Consider the following 17,905-nt stretch of genomic DNA (forward strand, 5'->3'; position numbering starts at 1 on the left):
CGTCTGGGTGCCGAGCACGGCGTGGGCCAACCGTTGAACTTCCGGCGTATCAACGAAACAAACGGCCTCCGTCTCACTCTGCCTGCTGGGCCTCACCCGGTCCTGCCACGCGGTAGAGCTTCACCGGACGGCCAGCGTGGCCGTACTGGTGTTCCAGCACTGCCTGCCCGCTGCGCACCAGATGTTCCAGGTAGCGCCAGGCGGTGACACGACTGAGGCCGACGAGTTCGCCCACCTCTTCAGCCGTAACCGGGACAGGTGTGGCGTGAAGGGCGCCCGCGACCCGCTCCAGGGTATGAGGGTCAATGCCGCGCGGCAGCGGCGCCGGCGCGGGGTGGCCCACCCCCAGCAGGCGGTCCAGGCGCCCCTGATCCAGCCGGGCCCGGCCTGCCGCCGCCCCCAGACGGCGCGCGCGGTGCCGGGCCAAGAGGTCATTCAGGCGCGCACCTGTAAACGGCTTGATCAGGTAATCGAACGCCCCGTGCGCCAGGGCCAGGCGCACGCTGGCTTCGTCGTCGGCGGCGGTAATCAGGGCGACATCGGTGGTGCGGCCCTGGGTGCGCCAGTGACGCAGCAGCCCCAGCCCGCTGCCGTCGGGCAGATGCACGTCGAGCAGGATCAGGTCGGGCTGGAGGGCCTGGGCCAGCGCGTCGCCCTGGGCACAGGTGGCAGCGCTGCCCACCACATGCACGTCGGGGTCGCGTTCCAGCAGGTCGCGGTTGACGCGGGCCACGCGCAGGTCATCCTCGACCAGCAGCACCCGCACCCGGCTCTGGGCCGGCGGATTCATGCGGGCCCCCGCAGCCGCCCGGCCGGAAACGGCAAGCTGAGTTGAAAGACGGTGTGCCCACCCCGCCGCGTATGCCGCACCGCGCCGCCCAGCGCCGCCACCCGCGTCATAACGCCGTGCAGACCGTAGCCGCGGCCCTCGCCCTTGCTGCTCACACCCTGAGCGTACAGCGTGCCCGTCAGGGCCGGGGCCACCCCAGGGCCACTGTCTTCCACCTCTAGCTGCATGCCGTCCGGGTCCTCGCCAATCAGGACCGTGACCTGGCCCGGCTGCCCGCCCAGGGCCTCAAAGGCATTTTCGGTGAAGTTGCCCACTGCGCTGACCAAGGTGTCAGCGTGACGCTCCCAGACCGCGCTCAGGGCGCTGCCCTCGGCGACTGCAAAGTCAATGCCCAGTTCCTGCGCCCGCTCCCGCTTGCCCGCCAGCAGGGCCACCAGACGCGGCACCTGCACGTCGCGCAGCAGCTGGCGAAACTGAGCGTCCGCGTGAATTTCAGCGTTCAGGACACGCAGGGCTTCCTCGCCCCGGCCCAGTTGCAACAATCCTGAGAGCACATGCAGGCGGTTCTGGTACTCATGGGTCTGGGCGCGCAGCACATCCACGAACCCGCGTGCGTGGGTCAGTTCTTCGGCCAGGGCCAGGGCCTCGGCGCGGTCCCGAAAGCCGGCCACAAAGCCGCCGCCCTCCAGCGGCTCCAGATTGACCAAGACCGGCTGGCCGCGCAGGGTCAGCTCCAGGTTCTGAGCGCGTTCGGTGGGGCGCCCGGCCGTCACCTGCGCCAGTTCGGGCCACAGCGCCGCCAACGGTGCGGGGGCCACCTGGCCACCCAGCAGCACCGCCGCCCGCTCGCTGGTCAGCGTAACCTGACCGCGCCCATCAGCCGCCAGCACGCCTTCGCGCAGCGCCGCCAGCACCGCGCGCTGCTGCTGGGCCAGCGCCGCGATCTGTTCGGGTTCCAGATTTAAAATCTCGGTGCGCAGTCGCCGCGCCGCCCACACCGCCCCCACCGTCCCCAGGGCCAGCGCCAGCACGAACCACGGCAGCAAGCTGACCAGCGCGTGGCCCACCAGGTACCACACCTGCGGCATTAGGTAGCCGGTGCTCACCACCCCCACCACCTCGCTCCCCGGCACGCCGCCGCGCCATACCGGCACCTTGCCGCGCACACTCAGGCCCAGACTGCCGCGCGCCACACTGACCACCTCACGTCCGGCAAAGGGTTCGGCGTTGTCGCCGCCTTCCATCGGCTGGCCCAGCCGTTCGGGCAGAGGGTGGGCCAGCCGCAGGCCCGCGCGGTTGCCCACCACGATAAAGTCGGCCCCAGCTTCGTCGCGCAGCACATTGACTTGGTTATTCAGGGCGGCGTTGGGCGTACCCGCTGCTGCGCCCTGTACTACCAGCGGGAGCCGAGCCACCAAGCGGCTGGCCGTCAGGGCGCGCTCGCCCAGCCGCTCGCGGGCGGCGCTGTACAGCTGTGCGGTCTGGATAACCACCAGCAGCGCCGTGAGCCCGCACAGCACCAGCAGATGCAGCCGCACCAGGCGCCCTTGCAAGGTGGACCGGCGGGCCAGCGTGGACCAGAGGGAACGCGGCATACGTGTGCTCCCGATTGTAGGGCCGGCCCCGCAGCCTCCCCAGCTTTTGTGCATTGCGTTCAGGGGCGTGCATTGCGTGCCCAGCGGGCCGCGCAGCACGCGCAAAAAACCCCTTGAGGCCAGGCCAGAGGCGGCGTAGCGTGAGCGTCAACCACAACCCTACGCTCCCCCGCCGCTCAGCAGTGAGCGGCCCAGCCCCGGAGGCTTTTCATGTCTATTCACCGCACTGTCCTTGCCCTGTCGGCCCTGCTGACCGCCGCCGCTCCTGTGACCGCCCAGGGGGTCAGTAACCTCCGCATCATGGCCCCGGCGGCCCCCGGCGGCGGCTGGGACCAGACCAGCCGCGCCCTGCAAACCGTGATGCAAAACGAGGGCATCGCCAAGCCCGTGCAGGTGTTTAACGTGCCCGGCGCCGGCGGCACCATCGGCCTGGCGCAGCTGTACAACAGCAAGGGGGACGGCGGGCTCCTGATGACCATGGGCCTGGTGATGGTGGGCGCCATTCAGACCAACAGCTCGAAAGTGGACCTGAGCCGCGTGACCCCCATCGCCCGCCTGACCGGCGAATACGAGGTCATCGTGGTGCCGGCCAGCAGCCCCTACAAGACGCTAAGCGACCTGGCCAACGCCTGGAAAGCCACCCCCACCCTGGCCTTTGCCGGCGGCAGCGCGGGCGGCACCGACCACATGCTGGTGGGCCTGTTTGCCAAGGCAGCGGGCGTAGACACCAAGAAGATGAATTACGTGCCGTTTAGCGGCGGCGGCGAAACCCTGGCGGCGGTGCTGGGCAATCAGGTGGCGGCGGGCGTGGCCGGCTACGGCGAATTCGAGGCGCAGATCAAGGCGGGCCGCCTGCGCGCCCTGGGCATCAGTGCGCCCAAGGCCCAGGCCGGCATTCCGGTGCCCACCATGAAGGCCCAGGGCTTCAATATTGATCTGGCCAACTGGCGCGGCATCGTGGCCCCCCCCGGCCTGACAGGCAGCGAGAAGGCGGCGCTGGTGTCGGCAATGGACAAGCTGCACGCCAGCAAGGAATGGAAAGACACCCTGAAAAGCCGCAACTGGACGGACCTGTACATGAGCGGCAGCAAGTTCGATGTGTTCCTGAAGCTGGAAGCCAGCCGCACCCGTGAACTGCTGAAAGATATCGGCCTGGTCAAGTAATCCTCTGACCGCAGCATTCAGTGCGCTTGGGGACAACCCTCAAGCGCATTGAAACGGAGACCGTCACCGCCAGCGGCCGACATGGCATTGAGGGGCGGAGTACGTTCCCCTCCAGGCAACGGAACATCGCGGTGAGGTCCAGCAGTGTCCAGGGCGAAGGCGCGAACGGTCGCTTTCGCCCTTCGCAGTGCTGGGGCCCGGTAAGCTGTCTTGACCCGCTCACAATTCGCTGCCTCCCGCCTCAGCTCAGCGCGGCTTCTTCTCCCCTCCCCGAGGTACTCCTATGACCGATCTGCCTCCGCCTTCTCCGGCCCGCGTGACCCCCAGCGTGCCCGACTTGCTGGTAGCCCTGGGCGTGCTGCTGCTGGGCGGGCTGCTCCTGTGGGGCACCCTCCAGATTCCGTTTGGCATCAACGCCGTGATTGGGCCGCGCGCCTTTCCCTTGATTGTCAGCGTGGGGCTGTTGGGCCTGGGCACCGCCCTCTTGGTCGCCGTGCTGCGCGGCCACCGCGCCGAACCTGCCGCCGAGGAAGACACCGACCCGGACGCTCCGGTGGACCTGCGCCAGCCCGCCCTGATTCTGGGCGGCTTCGTGCTGGGGGCCTTGGTGCTGCAGCCCCTGGGCTTCGTGCTGGGCACGGCGCTGATGTACGTCAGCGTGGGGGCCGCGTTCGGCGAGCGCCGCTGGCCGCTGCTGGTCGGCGTAGGGCTGGCTGTGGCGCTGGTGACCTACGTGGTCTTTACCCGTGGCCTGGGCCTGACCCTGCCGCCTGGGGTCCTGCGGGGGGTGCTGTAAATGGACGCCATTCAGTCGCTGCTGGCCGGCTTCGACACCGCCCTGACTCCCATGAATCTGCTGTGGGCGCTGATCGGCGTAACGCTGGGCACGCTGGTGGGGGTGCTGCCCGGCATCGGCCCAGCGCTAACGGTGGCGCTGCTGCTGCCGGTAACGGCCAAGCTGCCGCCAGTCAGTGCTTTCATCATGTTTGCCGGCATCTATTACGGCGGCATGTTTGGAGGCAGCACCACCTCGATTTTGCTGAACACGCCTGGCGAAAGCAGTTCCATCATTACGGCGCTGGAAGGCAACAAGATGGCCCGCAAGGGCCGCGCCGCCGCCGCGCTGGCCACCGCCGCCATCGGCTCGTTCATTGCCGGGACGATTGGCACGATTCTGCTGACCTTCGCCGCGCCGGCCATTGCCGACATCGCAGTACAGATTCCACCGGGCGCCAAGTTCGCCTTGATTCTGCTGGCTTTCGTAACCATCAGTGCCACTTTTGGCGGCTCGCCCCTGCGCGGCCTGATCAGCCTGCTGTTCGGCCTGGCCATCGGCCTTGTCGGCACCGACCTGCAAAGCGGTCAGGCCCGCTTCACCCTGGGTTTTCCCGAACTGCTAGACGGCATCGAATTCGTGACGGTGGTCATCGGCCTGTTTGCCGTAGGCGAAACGCTTTATGTGGCCAGCCGCCTGCGCAAAGGTGGGGCCAATGTCATCAAGCTGGCCGGCAACGCCCGCATGAACCGCGAGGACTGGCGCCGCTCCTGGAAACCCTGGTTGCGCGGCACGGCGCTGGGCTTTCCTTTCGGCGCGGTGCCCGCCGGCGGCGCCGAGATTCCCACCTTCTTGTCCTACACCCTAGAAAAGAAGCTCAGCAAACACCCCGAGGAATTTGGACAGGGCGCCATTGAGGGCGTGGCCGGTCCCGAAGCCGCCAACAACGCCGCCGCCGCTGGCGTGCTGGTGCCGCTGCTGACCCTGGGGCTGCCCACCAGCGCCACCGCCGCCATTCTGCTGGCCGCCTTTCAGCAGTACGGGCTGCAGCCTGGGCCGCTGCTGTTCATCACCAACACCGACCTGGTCTGGGGCCTAATTGCCAGCCTGTATATCGGCAACGTGATGCTGCTGGCGCTGAACCTGCCGCTGGCGCCAGTCTGGGCGCGGCTGCTGCTCATTCCACGCCCGTTCCTGTACGCCGCCATTCTGGTGTTTTCGACGGTGGGCGTCTATTCACTGAACAACTCGGTGTTTGACCTGTACCTGCTGGCCCTCTTCGGGGTGATTGGCTACGGCATGCGCCGCTTTGACTTTCCGGTCACGCCCGCCATCATCGGCGTCGTGCTGGGGCCAGCCGCCGAGAGCCTGTTCCGCACCGCCATGCAGCAGAGCAGCGGCGACGTGGGCGCGCTGCTGCGTCAGCCGCTGACGGCTTTTCTCCTGCTGGTGGTGCTGGCCGCGCTGGTGGTGCCGCAGGTCCTGAAGGTGCGCGCCCGCCGCCAGAGCACCCAACCCTGAAGCCTGAACAACACAGCGCGCCCCCGGCGAAAAGGCCGGGGGCGCGCCACTATTTAGGATTTACTGCTTGGCTTCCGTGTAGCGGCGGGCCACTTCGTCCCAGTTCACGACGCTCCAGAAGGCCTTCAGGTAATCGGGACGCTTGTTCTGATAGTTCAGGTAATAGGCGTGTTCCCACACGTCCACCCCCAGAATCGGGGTACCGCCTACACCGGCAACGGCCTCGCCCATCAAGGGGTTGTCCTGGTTGGCGGTAGAGACGACGGCCAGCGAGCCGTTCTGCACGACCAGCCACGCCCAGCCCGAGCCGAAGCGGGTCTTGGCGGCGTCTTCGAACTTCTCCTTGAAGGCGTCGTAGGACCCGAAGGCCGAGTTAATGGCTTCGAGCAGTTCACCGCTCGGCTGGCCTGTGCCCTGTGGACCCATAACCGTCCAGAACAGGCTGTGGTTGGCGTGGCCGCCCGCGTTGTTGCGCAGGACAGTCTTCTTGTCAGCCGGCACCTGATCCAGTTTCTGAATCAGGTCCTCGACGGGCAGATCCGCCAGGTCGCTGCCTTCCAGCGCCTTGTTGGCGTTGTCCACATAGGTCTGGTGGTGCTTGGTGTGGTGAATCTCCATCGTGCGGGTGTCGATGTGAGGTTCCAGGGCGTCGTAGGCGTAGGGCAGCTTGGGCAGTTCGTAAGCCATGATGATGCTCCTTTCAGGCCAGGGGCACAGGCGCGGCAGGGTGCAGCGCGCCTTACCTTCAGGCGACCGGCCAGTATCTTACGCGCCTCAGCCCAGGGGCATACCGGTCCGCCCACTTAAGCTGAGCTTCATCTCGGCCTGGGCTGCTGAGGGGAAGTGCCGCTGGAAATCCACCGGCAGGCAACGCATGATCCCTGCTGCCAGGCGGCAAATGCTCTAGCATGATGGCTGATGCGTTCTCCGCTGCCCCGCGCCGTTCTTAACCGCCTGGAAACCGGGCGGCTCGTGGTGCTGAGTGTGCTGCTGGGCGCACTCGTGGGCGGCCTGAGTATCGTGCTGCGCCTGTTGCTGGATTTTCTGGTGGGGCTGGGAACCCGCGTGACCGACTACGCGCCGCCGGGCACCACCGGCGAGGGTGGCCTGATGATGGCGTTTGGCACTGGCCACCCCTGGGGCCTGCTGGCCCTGCCGGTCCTAGGCGCGCTGTGTGCGTGGCTGATCCCTGCTCGCCACGGTGACCCCCTGACCCAGCTGGTAGGCGGCTACCACGCGCGCGGCCAGTGGCCCCCGCTGGGCATACAGCTGCGCACCCTGGCCGGCACGCTGCTGGGCTACGGCGGCGGGCTGATGGTGGGCCGCGACGCCGCTTACACCATGACCGGGCAGCTGGGCGCAGGGCTGATGGCGCGCGTGACCCGCCTGGACGCCGTGGAACTGCGGACGCTGACCCTGGCCGGCGGCGCGGCGGCGCTGGGCGCCGTGCTGCATGCGCCTCTGGCCGCAGCGGTGCTGGTGGCCGAGGTGCTGTATCGCCGCTTCGAATTCGAGTTCGAGGTCGTCATGCCCTGCGTGCTGGCGGCGGTGGCGGGCACGGCGGTCTATGGTCTGGCGTTTGGCTTTACCCCGCTCCTGAGCCTGCCCGACGTGCAGGTGCCCGCTGCGCCGCAGTTGCCGGCCTTCTTGTTAGTCGCGCTGGCGGCCACGGCGCTAGGGTGGGGGTCTCTGCTGGCCTGCCGCGTGCTGCCCGAGCGCTGGACCGACGGCCCCCTACGCCCAGTGATAGGCGCCGCGTTTGGGGGCCTGACCGCCGCCATCGCCCTGTACAGCACGCCCGCCGTGCTGGGCGACGGCAGCGGCTGGATGCAGCTGGGCGCCGCTGGCTTTCTGGGCAGCGAGGCCGCCGGACACGGCGCCTGGCGCTGGCTGCTGCTCGCCCTGGGTGCGCGCATTGCGCTGGGGGGCGGCGTGCTGCCGTCAGTGGCGGTGGGCGGCCTGGTGGGCACGGGGCTGGGCAGCCTGCTGGGTATTGACACGGCCATAGCCTGCCTGGTGGGCGCGGTGGCCTTCCTGACGGTCACGCTCAATGTGCCGCTGGCGGCCGGCCTACTGGCCGTGACCTGGGGCGGTGAAACGCTCTTGCCACTGGCCCTGGTCGCCAGTGGGCTGGCCCACACCCTCAGCGGCACCAGCGGACTGGTGCCCAGCCAGCTGAACGCCCGGCGCGACAGCCCGGTCCACTCGTCGGGCCCGGCCTGGCTGCCCGACACGGTGCGCTTCCGGGCGCGGCGGGCGCCCGCTGCTGCTGCCAGCCCCGCCGCCGTGCCCTACGACGCCCCCGAGGCCGCGCTAGAGGGGGCCGACGTGCTGCCCGCCCCCTCCAGCGAGCGCGAGCTGTACCGCCGCGCCGTGCCCGCCAGCTGGGGCGGCGCGCGGCTGCAGGTGGTCAGCCTGCCACCGGGCGTCGAGATCGTGGGGGTGGTGCGCGACGGCACCGTGCGCCTGCCCCGCCCCGCCCTGCGCCTGACCCCCACCGACGAACTGGTCTTCCTGGCCCGGCCCGACGCTTACGCCGCGCTGGAAGGCATCTTGCGGCTGCCGGGGGCGTAAGGAGAGTGGGTTGTGGGGAGGAGAGAGTGGGAAAAGCGGGAGGCTGGGTCAAGACAGGGCGCCCCGAGCACCAGACCAGAGGGCAAAGGGCGGCCTTCTATTCAGAGAACTCGGCAGCGGCGCTGGTGGCCCTCATGGGGTCGCGTCTGTCCACATGGTGCAGCCCCAGTACGCCCTCCACTCACCACTGCCCACTCCCCTTTCCTACCGCTGACGCAGCCCGCGCAGCAGAGTAAAACCCAGGACATCCAGCACGACCAGCATCAGCACTGACCCCAGGGCGTTCAGCCATTCACCGCGCCCCAGCTGCAAAATGGCGCTGCTCAGGCCGCCCAGGTTGACGCTGAGCAGCACCAGCACCACGAGGCCAATCAGCATGGCAGCAATTGAGAGATGGGCGGCTTCACAGCCTTTACTGTAAGCGCACAATAGGCAGTGTGCCGCGTTCCCTGCTGCTCCTTCTCGGCTGTGCCGCTCTGCTGACGGGGTGCATGCCAGCCGTTCTTGGCCCCGACATGAACGCCTTGACCCTGCGGCCGGCCGGCGCCGCCTGGACTGCCCAGGATGTGCTGACCCACTCGGTGCTGCCGGCGGCGCAGGTGCTGCCGCTGCTAGAGGCCGCCCAGCGTGCCCCCGTGGGCAGCCTGATCGTGGCCTGTCAACGCAAGGGCAACGTGTACGGACAGTGCACGCACATCACCCGCAAGCTGAGTGAGCACGACTTGACCGAGGAAACCGGGCTGCTGGGGCTAGGGGCGACCCTGCGCCCGCTGGAGAGCCTGAGCCGGCGCGACCTGATTTTTGTGCTGGACAGCGGGGTGCGGGCCGCGCACCTGCCGGCCCTGCAGGCCGAAGTCCAGCGCCTGAGCGGCGCCCCCTACCAGTTGAACGGTCAGCTGGACGCCTTTGACTGCGCCACCTATCAGAACGCCCTGCAACGTGCCGCCGGTCTGCCCGACGCGGTGCCCCTGGACCCCCGCTGGCAGGCCCACCTGCCGCTGGGGGCGCTGACTGTTTCGACCAACACCCTGCTGTGGGTGGGCGTGCAGGATGGCATCTTGCCTTGACACAACTCAAACACAGATTTTGCCATTCAGCCGGTGTTCAGTAGTGCCCAACAGGCTTTCCGATCACCTCAGCAAATCGAAGAAGTATTGGCCTCCTTCAGTTTCTGGGATCTTCCAACCTTTGAGCTGCATCCAGCGCTAATGAACGACAAACACGTCGTGCAAGCTCCCTGGCACAAACTCGTGCCAGCGGGCTTCTTGCCGGTGGGGATAGAAAAGCAGGTTAAGCATCGCGCCATGAAGAGCGAGTTCAACGCCTTGGTCGTCATCGTCAACTTCGGGGTATGCGGCTCGTAGAGCTTGAAGATCTTCCCAAGAAGCGCCCGACACGGTCTCAAACTCGTCGGCATCAATGAACACTTCTGATGCAATGGCCTCAAGGCAACCCTTGATGAGTTGACGATCTTCAGGCGAGAGTTGCTCGTGGGCCATCCCGCAATCCTACGCAGCGCCTCGCAAGCTCAGCCAGCAACCGACGTGTTCAAGTCGTGCTAAGCGCTGTCTTCCACTACCAAGCCCCATCATCCGCAGAACCGGCAGACCCAAGAGAAATCTCCTCACCTGCGTAGGCCGCCCCGAGTCTGGACACCAGCAGACACCCGCAAAAATGTGCGTGTTAGCCTCGGACCCGTGATTGACCGTTACCTAACACCAGAAATGAAGGCGCTGTGGAGCGAAGCCAGCAAGTACCGCGCCTGGCTGCGCGTGGAACTGGCCGCCATGCAGGCGCAGGCCCGTCACGGCGAGGTGCCCCAGAGCGCCTATGACGCCCTCTTGGCCCAGAGCGAGGCCGACCCGCTGGACGAGGCCTTCGCGCAGAAGGTGGCCGAGATTGAGGCTGTGACCCGCCACGACATCGTGGCGTTCACCCGCGCCCTGACCGAGCGCTACGGCGAAGATGCACGTTTTATCCACCACGGCCTGACCAGCACCGATGTGGTGGACACCGCCCAGAACCTGCTGCTGGATGAGGCTCTGGGCCTGATCATCACGGACACCGAGGCGCTGCGCGAGGTCTGCCGCACGCAGGCTGTCGCCCACAAGCACACGCCCACCGTAGGCCGCACCCACGGCATTCACGCCGAGCCCATGACGTTTGGCCTGAAGTTCCTGAACTGGATGGCCACCCTGGACCGCGACCTGGAACGGCTGCACGCAGCCCGGGGGCGCGTGCAGGTGGTCATGCTGTCGGGATCGGTGGGCACCTACGCCCACGTCTCGCCGCGCATTGAGGAAGAGGTGGCGCAGGGCTGGGGCTGGCAGGCCGCGCCCGTCACCAACCAGACCCTGGCCCGCGACCGCCACGCCGAGGTCCTGAGCGCCCTGGCGATTCTGGGCACCACCCTAGAACGGATTGCGGTGGAAGTGCGCCACCTGCAGCGCAGTGAAGTGCGCGAGGCGATGGAGCCGTTTGGCAAGGGCCAGACCGGCAGTTCCTCCATGCCGCACAAGAAAAACCCCATCCTGACCGAGAACGTCACCGGCTTTGCCCGCCTGCTGCGCGGCTTCCTGGCCACCGGGCTGGAAAACGTGGCCCTGTGGCACGAGCGCGACATCAGCCACTCCAGCGCCGAGCGGGTCATCCTGCCCGACGCCACCAGTGCGGCCAGCTACGCTACCCGCCGCCTAACCGGAGTGCTGCGTGACCTCGTGGTGTTCCCAGAGCGGATGCTGCGCAACCTGAACGACCTGGGCGGCCTGGTGTTCAGCCAGCGCGTGCTACACGCCCTGATTGACGATCAGGGCATGATGCGTGAGGCGGCCTACGGCCTGGTGCAGCGGAATGCCCTGCACAGCTGGGAAACCGGCGAGGGGCTGCGCGACCTGCTGAAGGCCGACCCGGAAAATCCCCTGAGCGACGCCGACCTGGACGCCGCCTTTGACCTGCAGTGGTACTTGCGGCACGTGGACGACATTTACGCCCGTTTCGGGCTGTAAGCCAGACGCCAACTTCATCGCCAGCACCAGTAAACGAGTGCTGGGCATGCAATGGATCTCTTTTGGCTGGTGGGCGTGACAGCTGGCAGGTCATCACAGGGAGCCGTCAGGCAGGGGCCGGAAGCATACGTCCGGCCCCTGCGGCTTTGGGCACCCGAGCAAAACCCGGCGAACTGATATGGATTCTTCTGGGCTTCGCCGCAGGTAGATACCCCACCGCCAGGCCTCTCCATCATCCCGCCTCTGCCGTTCCAGCGCATTCCTCGTCTCCAACTTCCCAGGTTTTGCAGAACGCATAAGGCAGAGCCTCTCCTCTCATTTGCCTGGCTGTGAAGCAACTCTCGGCTCAACACCTTGAGGCCAGAGCCGTACCCTCATAGCATCCCCGTCCCTTATGCTGCCCCTATGGGATTCGTGGTTCGGCTGCTCGTCAATGCCCTCGCGCTGTACCTGCTGACACGGGTGTATAGCGGCGTCAGCTTTGCGCCCGGTGCCGACGCGGTCAGCGTGCTGATTGCCGCTGCCGTGATGGGCATTGTGAACGCGTTGGTGCGCCCGGTCCTGCTGCTGCTGTCGCTGCCCGTGAATGTCCTGACGCTGGGCCTGTTCACGCTGGTGGTCAACGGGATTGTGCTGTGGCTGGTGGCCGCCGCCACCGCCCTGAATGTGGCGGGGTTTGGCGCCGCAGTCGTGGGCGCCCTGATTCTCACGGTGATTGCCTGGGTGCTGGACGCCATCCTGGGAGCCCTGGGCCTGGACGGCGTCCATGAGTAACGCAGTCAGCCCCTCGCCGCAGGTGGTGGCCACGGCCGCCGACCTGCGCGCCGCTCTGGGCGGCGGCCCGGTGGCCCTGGTGCCCACGATGGGCTACCTGCATGACGGTCACGCGGCCCTGATCCGTGAGGCCCGGCGCCTGGTGCCCGGCGGCCGGGTGGCTGTCAGCATCTTCGTCAACCCCATGCAGTTTGGGCCGACCGAGGACCTGAACCGGTATCCGCGTGATCTGGAGCGCGACTTGCGCGTGGCCGCAGAAGCCGGGGCTGACGTGATCTTTCACCCCACCCCCGAGACCATCTACCCAGCGGGCTTTGCCACGCAGGTCAGTGTCTCGGGGGTCAGTGGCGGCCTGGACGGCGCCGCACGGCCGGGGCACTTTACCGGGGTGGCCACAGTCGTCCTCAAACTCCTGAACCTTGTGCGGCCGGAGCACGCCCTCTTCGGAGAAAAAGACTGGCAACAGCTGGCAGTGATCCGACGCATGGTGACAGACCTGAACGTACCAGTGCAGATTCATGGCGTCCCGACCGTCCGCGCCGAATCGGGCCTGGCCCTGAGCAGCCGCAACAGCTACCTCAGCGCCGAGCAGCAGGAACGCGCCGTCCTTCTGTCGCAGGCGCTGCGGGCGGTGCAGGCGGCCTATGACGGCGGCGAGCGGCGCACCGCCGCCCTGGAAGCCGCCGGACACGCCGTGCTGGCCCAGGATTCAGAGGCCGTGCCCGACTACCTGAGTGTCGTGGACGGTGACATGGCCGTCAGGGAAATCGTGGACAATAGTCCCATGAACCGCGTCCTCGTAGCGGCCCGGATGTTCGGGGTGCGCCTCATTGACAACATGCCCCTGAACGCCCAGCCGCCGCTGGCACAGGCAGGGCGCGCGTGACCCTGGACGAACTGCTCCGCGAGATGGTGACGCGCCGGGCCTCGGACGTGCATTTGCAGGCGGGCAGTCCGCCGATGGGCCGGATTGACGGCCAGCTGGTGCCGTTTGGCACCCAGCCCCTGATGCCCCCCGACACGCAGCTGCTGGCCCAGGCCCTGATGACCCCGGACCAGTGGGATGACTTTACCTACCGCAACGAACTGGACCTGGCCTACAGCGTCTCGGGGCTGGGCCGCTTCCGCTGCAACGTGTTCCGGCAGCGCGGCGCGGTGGGCATGGTCATGCGCATTGTGTCCGACGCCATTCCGGGCTTCGAGGCGCTGGGCCTGCCCGCCGACGTGCTGCGCCGCCTGGCCGACCACTCGCGCGGGCTGATTCTGGTTACTGGCCCCACCGGCAGCGGCAAGACCACCACCCTCTCCAGTCTGGTGGACCACGTCAACCGCACCTACGCCTACAACATCATTACCGTCGAAGACCCCATCGAGATTCTGCACAAGAACAAGAAAAGCATCGTGGTGCAGCGCGAGGTCGGCAGCGATACCCGCGACTTCCGCACCGCCCTGAAGTACGCCATGCGCCAGGACCCCGACGTCATCATGATCGGCGAGATGCGTGACAAGGAAACCGTGGAAGCGGCGCTTTCGGCGTCGCAGACTGGTCACCTGGTTCTAAGCACCCTGCACACCCAGGACGCCGTGCGCAGCGTCAACCGCATCATTGACTTCTTCCCGCCCTATGAGCGCGATCAGGTGCGCCTGCAACTGGCCGAGTCGCTGGTAGGCATCATCAGCCAGCGCCTGCTGCGGCGCGCCGACGGCGTGGGGCGCGTGCTCGGGCTGGAGATCATGCTCAATACCCCCCTGATTCAGGACTACATCAAGGACGAGGACAAGACGCCCCTGATCAAGGACGCCCTGATTGAAGACAACATCCGGGGCATGCACACCTTCGACCAGCATCTGGTGCAGCTCTACCGCAACACCCTGATCACGATGGACGAGGCGCTGGCCGCCGCGACCAGCCCGCACGAGGTCAAACTGATGGTCACGCGGGCGGGCACAGCGTACTGAGTGCCAGCTGACCTGAACTACAGCTATAGCGGTCTGACAGACGAGGAGAAACGCGCTTGCCGCGTATGTGGCCTGCTGGACCCCCCGCCCTACTTCCCCTACGGAGAGGACGGTTTCAGCTGGGATTTCGATATCTGTGACTGCTGCGGCGTCATGCATGGCTACGAGGACATCACGGTGGAAGGGGCCAGGGCCTACCGTCAGCAGTGGCTGGCAGCCGGCGGGGTGTGGCAACATCCCAGTTCCCAGCCCTCTCCTGAACAGTGGGACTTACAGCAGCAGCTGAGCAATATTCCAACGCCCTTCAAATAAAGAGGCGGGGTGGCCTACACAACAGTCCAACTTGGCCTGGGCTTACCCGCCTCCCCATATCCCTGCTGAAAGCGCGCCAGCATTCCCCTGCCTGTCTGTTTTCCCTCCATGATTGCGCTTTCAAGGCGTGGTAAGCTGCCGGTGTCAGCGCGGCGTCAGTGGAAGCAATTGGATTCTCGTTACCGTACCCCGGTTACCCGAAGTCCGTCCTCTCCTTTTTATTTAGGAGCAGGCCGCATTCCCATTCACGGGTAAGAGCAGGGGCGTAGAAAGGTAGGCACCCACATGGCAGATGTTGTTCTGGAGCACATCAACAAGCGCTACGGCACCAAGCACCACGCGGTCAAGGACTTTAACCTGCATATTCAGGACCGCGAATTTATGGTGTTCGTGGGGCCGTCCGGCTGCGGTAAGTCCACCACCCTGCGCATGATCGCGGGCCTGGAGGACATCAGCGAGGGCGTGCTGAAAATCGGCGACCGCGTGGTCAACGACGTGCCGCCCAAGGACCGCGACATCGCCATGGTCTTTCAGAATTACGCGCTGTATCCGCACATGAACGTGTACGAGAACATGGCCTTTGGCCTGAAGCTGCGCAAGACCCCCAAAGCCGAAATTGACAAGCGCGTGCGCGAGGCCGCCCGCATTCTGCAAATCGAGCATCTGCTGGGCCGCAAGCCCAAGGAGCTGTCGGGCGGTCAGCGCCAGCGCGTGGCAATGGGACGCGCCATCGTGCGTGAGCCGAAAGTGTTCCTGATGGACGAGCCGCTATCCAACCTGGACGCCAAACTGCGCGTCGAGATGCGCTCGCAGATTTCGCAGCTGCACCGCCGTCTGGGCGCCACGATCGTGTACGTGACCCACGATCAGGTGGAGGCCATGACGCTGGGTAACCGCATTGTGGTCATGCGCGACGGCGTGATTATGCAGGTGGACACGCCCATGAACCTCTACGACTTCCCGCAGAACAAGTTCGTGGCCGGCTTTATCGGCAGCCCCTCCATGAACTTCCTGTCGGGCAAGGTGCAGAACGGCGAATTTGTGATTGGCGACAGCCGCGTGGCCTCCATGGGCCGCCTAGCCCAGAGCCTCAAGCCCTACGAGGGCAAAGACGTGATGATGGGCATTCGCCCGGAACACCTGGGCATGGTAGGCATGACCGACCTGCCGCGCGGCACCAACGTCCTGCGCGGTCAGGTGGTCGTGGTGGAGCCGCTGGGCGCCCAGACGGACCTGATTATCGAGGTGGCGGGCCAGAACATCACCGCGAAGGTCGAGGGGCAGGCCAACGTGCTGCCCGGCGACATGATTGAACTGGTGGTGGACCAGACCCGCCTGCACGCCTTTGACCCCAGCACCGAAATGGCCATTGACCGGGGCACCCCGGCGGGCACGCGCGGTCAGGCCGACACCCCCGGCCTTGGCTACGAGTACGCGCCCCAGATGACCGCCAGCACTGCCTGAACATTTTCTCTGTGCCGGCGAGCCGCCCTGATGGTCAGGGCGGCTCGCTGCTGACTGGGTCTCCTCCACCCGCTTCAGGAATGCTTTAGAATCGGCGCACCCACGACCAGACGCCGCTGCGCCCCCACGCGGGCCGGGGCGGCGCCGACTCAGAAGGAGTTTTCATGAAAAAGACCTTGCTGTCTCTCGCGGCCCTGACCTTCCTCGCTTCTGGTGCCCAGGCCCGCACCTGGGACGCCATCCGGCAGTCCGGCACCATTAAAATTGCCACCGAAGGCGCCTTTCCTCCCTTCAACGTCCTGAAGGGCAAGGAGCTGACCGGCTTTGAAGTCGAACTGGCCAACGAACTCGCCAAGCAGATGGGCCTGAAGGTCCAGTGGGTGACCCAGCCGTTTGACAACCTGCTGATCGGCCTGCAGCAGGACCGCTACGACTTCGTGATTGCCAGCCACGGCATCACGCCGCAGCGCGCCAAGGCCGTGGACTTTACCAACCCGCACTACTGCACGGGCGGCGCCATCGTGGCCAAGCCCGGCGGGCCCAAAACCGCCGCCGACCTGGTGGGCAAGACAGTGGCCGTGCAGGTGGGCACCACCTACCTGGACAACGTGCGTAAGGTTCAGGGCGTGAAAGAAGTCAAGACCTTCCCCAAGGACACGGACGCCCAGGCCGCGCTGATGGCGGGCCGCGTGGACGCCTGGGTGGGCGACAAGTTCACGGGGCTGGACCTCGTGAAAGCCCAGAAGGGCAAGGTCGTGGCGGGCGAGTTGCTGTTTAACGAGCGCATCGGGATGGCGGTCAAGAAAGGCAACGCCAGCCTGCTCAAAGAGCTGAACGCCGCGCTGGCCAAATCGCTGAGCAGCGGCAGCTACGCCAAGATTAGCGGCAAATACTTCAACACCGACGTGCGCTGCAAGAACTGAGCGCAGGGAGGAGTGTGCGGCCTTTCCAGTTTGGAGGGGCCGCGCCTTTTTGGCGCCCTGGCCCTGTATCATCTTCGCAAATGCAAGTGAATGTACTGTTGCTGGCCCTGTGGCCTGAAAGCGGGGCGCGGTGACGGCCAGCCGCCCCAAACCGCTAGGTGGCGCGGCGCTGGTGGGCTGGAGTGTGCTGGCCGCCGCCGCTTTCCTGCTGCTGTTTTTCGTGATTACGCTGGTGCTGCGCCAGATGCCCGACCCCATCGGGCCGCGCGCCGACCTGTTCGTGGAAGGCGCGCGCATGACCCTGCAACTGACCCTGGTCAGCGGCCTGATTGGCCTGGGCGTGGGCCTGATTGCTGGGATTCAGAAAACCAGCAGCCTGTGGTGGGTGCGCGCGCCGGCCAACCTGTTCGTGTGGCTGGTGCGCGGCACACCGCTGCTGGTGCAGATTCTCTTTGTCTACAACGCGCTGCCGCCACTGCTTCAGGGCATCGGCATCAACGTGCAGCTCAATGAGTTCTGGTCAGCGGTCATCGCGCTGGCCCTGAATGTGGGCGCCTACAACGCCGAGGTCATTCGCGCGGGCATTCTGGCCATTCCACGCGGCCAGAGCGAGGCGGCGCGGAGCCTCGGGCTCAGCAGCGGCCAGACCATGACCACGGTGGTGCTGCCACAGGCGCTGCGGGTTGTGGTGCCGCCGCTGGTCAATAACCTCGTGGCCCTGCTCAAGGATTCCTCGCTGGCTTCCACGATTGCCCTGCTGGAACTGACCCTGGCCGGCTCCCGCGTCAGCAGCGAGAGTTTCCAGCCTATTCCAGTGCTGACCACCGTAGCCGCCGTTTACCTGGCCCTGACGACCGTCATGACCCTGTTTACCGATCAGCTGGAGAGGCGCGTCAAGATCGCTTCGAGATAAGGAAGACAGACGAGCAGCGCACCAGAGGAAGGTGCGCTGCTTCTATCTTTCACGGACTCCGATTGAATCCAGCGTTTTATTTGGGTGGACTTGGCAAGCGGCAAAGCAGACTCGACGAGCTTCGCAGCAGAGCGAG

Annotated in this window: 18 protein-coding genes; 13 read left to right on the forward strand and 5 right to left on the reverse strand. The window is 66.3% G+C overall.

All coding sequences use genetic code 11. The features are described from left to right. Window positions 1-73: 73 nt before the first annotated feature. Window positions 74-790: a response regulator gene (locus tag K7W42_RS01285; RefSeq protein WP_224571579.1), complete on the reverse strand. Its 717-nt coding sequence runs from the start codon at window positions 788-790 to the stop codon at window positions 74-76. Beyond that, window positions 787-2,385 carry an ATP-binding protein gene (locus K7W42_RS01290; RefSeq protein WP_224571580.1) on the reverse strand — a complete coding sequence of 533 codons (1,599 nt, stop codon included), beginning with the start codon at window positions 2,383-2,385 and terminating at the stop codon, window positions 787-789. Before K7W42_RS01290 ends, K7W42_RS01285 begins: the two co-directional genes overlap by 4 nt. A gap of 210 nt (window positions 2,386-2,595) precedes the next feature. Between K7W42_RS01290 and K7W42_RS01295 the strand changes: the two genes are divergently transcribed. From K7W42_RS01295 to K7W42_RS01305, 3 genes are all read left to right on the forward strand, one after another. After that, window positions 2,596-3,549, forward strand: a complete 954-nt coding sequence (locus tag K7W42_RS01295) for a Bug family tripartite tricarboxylate transporter substrate binding protein (RefSeq protein ID WP_224571581.1) — start codon at window positions 2,596-2,598, stop codon at window positions 3,547-3,549. A 283-nt stretch (window positions 3,550-3,832) separates the two neighbouring features. Beyond that, on the forward strand, window positions 3,833-4,345 hold the full coding sequence (locus K7W42_RS01300) for a tripartite tricarboxylate transporter TctB family protein (RefSeq protein WP_224571582.1): 513 nt from the start codon (window positions 3,833-3,835) through the stop codon (window positions 4,343-4,345). Beyond that, window positions 4,346-5,845 carry a tripartite tricarboxylate transporter permease gene (locus K7W42_RS01305; protein WP_224571583.1) on the forward strand — a complete coding sequence of 500 codons (1,500 nt, stop codon included), beginning with the start codon at window positions 4,346-4,348 and terminating at the stop codon, window positions 5,843-5,845. A 60-nt stretch (window positions 5,846-5,905) separates the two neighbouring features. On the opposite strand, the gene sodA is transcribed toward K7W42_RS01305, so the two are convergent. Continuing rightward, entirely contained in the window at window positions 5,906-6,532 is a 627-nt protein-coding gene (gene sodA / locus K7W42_RS01310; protein WP_224571584.1) for a superoxide dismutase, read from the reverse strand. A 231-nt stretch (window positions 6,533-6,763) separates the two neighbouring features. Here sodA and K7W42_RS01315 point away from each other — a divergent pair, with 231 nt between their 5' ends. Then, a complete protein-coding gene (locus K7W42_RS01315; protein ID WP_224571585.1) occupies window positions 6,764-8,419 on the forward strand; it encodes a chloride channel protein in 1,656 nt (551 codons plus the stop codon). 204 nt (window positions 8,420-8,623) lie between these two features. Here K7W42_RS01315 and K7W42_RS01320 read toward each other — a convergent pair whose 3' ends face one another. Then, window positions 8,624-8,797 (reverse strand): hypothetical protein, encoded by a 174-nt coding sequence (locus tag K7W42_RS01320; protein WP_198170395.1) that lies wholly within the window; start codon window positions 8,795-8,797, stop codon window positions 8,624-8,626. A gap of 59 nt (window positions 8,798-8,856) precedes the next feature. Here K7W42_RS01320 and K7W42_RS01325 point away from each other — a divergent pair, with 59 nt between their 5' ends. After that, window positions 8,857-9,486: a hypothetical protein gene (locus tag K7W42_RS01325; RefSeq protein WP_224571586.1), complete on the forward strand. Its 630-nt coding sequence runs from the start codon at window positions 8,857-8,859 to the stop codon at window positions 9,484-9,486. Window positions 9,487-9,624: 138 nt separating this feature from the next. Here K7W42_RS01325 and K7W42_RS01330 read toward each other — a convergent pair whose 3' ends face one another. After that, window positions 9,625-9,918: a hypothetical protein gene (locus tag K7W42_RS01330; protein WP_224571587.1), complete on the reverse strand. Its 294-nt coding sequence runs from the start codon at window positions 9,916-9,918 to the stop codon at window positions 9,625-9,627. Between the two features lie 198 nt (window positions 9,919-10,116). Here K7W42_RS01330 and purB point away from each other — a divergent pair, with 198 nt between their 5' ends. The 8 genes from purB (at window position 10,117) to K7W42_RS01370 (ending at window position 17,769) form a co-directional block, all read left to right on the forward strand. Then, window positions 10,117-11,424 carry an adenylosuccinate lyase gene (purB, locus tag K7W42_RS01335; RefSeq protein WP_224571588.1) on the forward strand — a complete coding sequence of 436 codons (1,308 nt, stop codon included), beginning with the start codon at window positions 10,117-10,119 and terminating at the stop codon, window positions 11,422-11,424. 405 nt (window positions 11,425-11,829) lie between these two features. Further along, window positions 11,830-12,198, forward strand: a complete 369-nt coding sequence (locus K7W42_RS01340; RefSeq protein WP_224571589.1) for a phage holin family protein — start codon at window positions 11,830-11,832, stop codon at window positions 12,196-12,198. Beyond that, the gene (panC, locus tag K7W42_RS01345; protein ID WP_224571590.1) at window positions 12,191-13,084 is read left to right on the forward strand and encodes a pantoate--beta-alanine ligase; all 894 of its coding nucleotides are present in this window, start codon (window positions 12,191-12,193) and stop codon (window positions 13,082-13,084) included. The genes K7W42_RS01340 and panC overlap by 8 nt, the downstream gene beginning before the upstream one ends. After that, entirely contained in the window at window positions 13,081-14,157 is a 1,077-nt protein-coding gene (locus tag K7W42_RS01350) for a type IV pilus twitching motility protein PilT (RefSeq protein ID WP_224571591.1), read from the forward strand. The genes panC and K7W42_RS01350 overlap by 4 nt, the downstream gene beginning before the upstream one ends. Further along, entirely contained in the window at window positions 14,158-14,469 is a 312-nt protein-coding gene (locus tag K7W42_RS01355) for a hypothetical protein (RefSeq protein ID WP_224571592.1), read from the forward strand. Between the two features lie 285 nt (window positions 14,470-14,754). After that, window positions 14,755-15,933, forward strand: a complete 1,179-nt coding sequence (locus K7W42_RS01360) for an ABC transporter ATP-binding protein (RefSeq protein WP_157458061.1) — start codon at window positions 14,755-14,757, stop codon at window positions 15,931-15,933. 164 nt (window positions 15,934-16,097) lie between these two features. Next, window positions 16,098-16,856 carry an ABC transporter substrate-binding protein gene (locus K7W42_RS01365; protein WP_224571593.1) on the forward strand — a complete coding sequence of 253 codons (759 nt, stop codon included), beginning with the start codon at window positions 16,098-16,100 and terminating at the stop codon, window positions 16,854-16,856. A gap of 130 nt (window positions 16,857-16,986) precedes the next feature. Continuing rightward, window positions 16,987-17,769 (forward strand): amino acid ABC transporter permease, encoded by a 783-nt coding sequence (locus K7W42_RS01370; protein ID WP_224571594.1) that lies wholly within the window; start codon window positions 16,987-16,989, stop codon window positions 17,767-17,769. The last annotated feature ends 136 nt before the right edge of the window (window positions 17,770-17,905 follow it).

The sequence above is a fragment of the Deinococcus betulae genome (assembly GCF_020166395.1).
GTDB classification, from domain to species: Bacteria; Deinococcota; Deinococci; order Deinococcales; family Deinococcaceae; genus Deinococcus; species Deinococcus betulae.

Excerpts from the sequence above, each read along its gene's own strand:
- K7W42_RS01285 (WP_224571579.1), bottom strand. The coding sequence starts at position 790 with ATGAATCCGCCGGCCCAGAGCCGGGTGCGGGTGCTGCTGGTCGAGGAT.
- K7W42_RS01290 (WP_224571580.1), bottom strand. The coding sequence starts at position 2,385 with ATGCCGCGTTCCCTCTGGTCCACGCTGGCCCGCCGGTCCACCTTGCAA.
- K7W42_RS01295 (WP_224571581.1), top strand. The coding sequence starts at position 2,596 with ATGTCTATTCACCGCACTGTCCTTGCCCTGTCGGCCCTGCTGACCGCC.
- K7W42_RS01300 (WP_224571582.1), top strand. The coding sequence starts at position 3,833 with ATGACCGATCTGCCTCCGCCTTCTCCGGCCCGCGTGACCCCCAGCGTG.
- K7W42_RS01305 (WP_224571583.1), top strand. The coding sequence starts at position 4,346 with ATGGACGCCATTCAGTCGCTGCTGGCCGGCTTCGACACCGCCCTGACT.
- sodA (WP_224571584.1), bottom strand. The coding sequence starts at position 6,532 with ATGGCTTACGAACTGCCCAAGCTGCCCTACGCCTACGACGCCCTGGAA.
- K7W42_RS01315 (WP_224571585.1), top strand. The coding sequence starts at position 6,764 with ATGCGTTCTCCGCTGCCCCGCGCCGTTCTTAACCGCCTGGAAACCGGG.
- K7W42_RS01320 (WP_198170395.1), bottom strand. The coding sequence starts at position 8,797 with ATGCTGATTGGCCTCGTGGTGCTGGTGCTGCTCAGCGTCAACCTGGGC.
- K7W42_RS01330 (WP_224571587.1), bottom strand. The coding sequence starts at position 9,918 with ATGGCCCACGAGCAACTCTCGCCTGAAGATCGTCAACTCATCAAGGGT.
- K7W42_RS01340 (WP_224571589.1), top strand. The coding sequence starts at position 11,830 with ATGGGATTCGTGGTTCGGCTGCTCGTCAATGCCCTCGCGCTGTACCTG.
- panC (WP_224571590.1), top strand. The coding sequence starts at position 12,191 with ATGAGTAACGCAGTCAGCCCCTCGCCGCAGGTGGTGGCCACGGCCGCC.
- K7W42_RS01360 (WP_157458061.1), top strand. The coding sequence starts at position 14,755 with ATGGCAGATGTTGTTCTGGAGCACATCAACAAGCGCTACGGCACCAAG.
- K7W42_RS01365 (WP_224571593.1), top strand. The coding sequence starts at position 16,098 with ATGAAAAAGACCTTGCTGTCTCTCGCGGCCCTGACCTTCCTCGCTTCT.